This is a genomic window from Sphingobacterium sp. UBA7253 (genome assembly GCF_002472745.1).
Taxonomy (GTDB): Bacteria; Bacteroidota; Bacteroidia; order Sphingobacteriales; family Sphingobacteriaceae; genus Sphingobacterium; species Sphingobacterium siyangense.
Map to the genome: position 1 here is coordinate 1 of NZ_DKSP01000237.1, position 982 is coordinate 982.

Genomic DNA, 982 nt, shown 5'->3' on the forward strand with positions numbered 1-982 from the left:
TTGGGATGCAATCGTAAAGTCACCCCCTTTGGCATCAGCATAGAGCGGAAAATTTCGTCCATAGTAGGCCACATTTGCCATTTTACTCATTAATCCATTCATAATAACCTTTGCGTCAGCAGCAGTTTGGATGGAGGTATTGGAGTCCCCCATATTGGTCGGTGTGACATCCAAAAAATTGCTACAAGAGCTGATTGCTAATGATATTGTTATGCACGAGGCAATAAAAAGCTTTTTCATAATACTGTTTTTTTTCATTAAAAACTAAATTCAACACCGAAAGTGTAGGTTTTTGCCAATGGTGTTTCCCAGCCCCGCGTACCAAATTGGTTAACTTCTGGATCCATATACTTGTATTTCGAAACAGTCAATAAATTGCTTCCATTGAAAAATACCCTTGCATTGGAGATGCCAGCTCGTTTTAAAAATTCATTTGGTAATCTATAGCTCAACGAAATGTTCTTTAATCTAAGATATGACGCGTCAAACAGTTGTCTACTGCTGATCTGGTTCACATCTTCCAGATCTCTTCCGGTAACCATTGGGTAAGTTCCATCCGTATTTGAAGGTGACCAGCTATTTTCTGTAAAATAAGCGGCATGAATTCGTTCCCAATAATAGCCGTCATCGGCAACATCTTTGGATGTCGCATCATAAAGTTTGCCGCCAATTTTATAAGCAAAGTTCAATCCCAATGAAAAGTTTTTATAATCGATGTCAGAATTTATACCGCCATATAGTTTAGGATTAGCATTTCCGATGATGGTTTGTTTAGCTTTTTTGTAATCATAACTTGCAGCTTTTCCGTTAAAGATAAAATCGCCATCAGTGCCGTCGTTTGTATACCAGACGTTTTTGCCATTGGTTTGATCGGTACCTGCCCATTCTAGACCAAAGAATGATAAAGACGATTCTCCTTCGCGATAAATAAATCGAGCTCTATCGTCTCCACCTGTGGGATCATACCAGACGATATCACGTC

The 982-nt window shown here is 39.1% G+C and carries 2 pseudogenes; both read right to left on the minus strand.

The window, feature by feature from the left end:
* Positions 1–240: pseudogene (locus tag B2X72_RS24790) on the minus strand (RagB/SusD family nutrient uptake outer membrane protein); the annotation flags it as partial.
* Positions 241–257: 17 nt separating this feature from the next.
* A pseudogene (locus tag B2X72_RS24795) lies at positions 258–982 on the minus strand (TonB-dependent receptor); the annotation flags it as partial.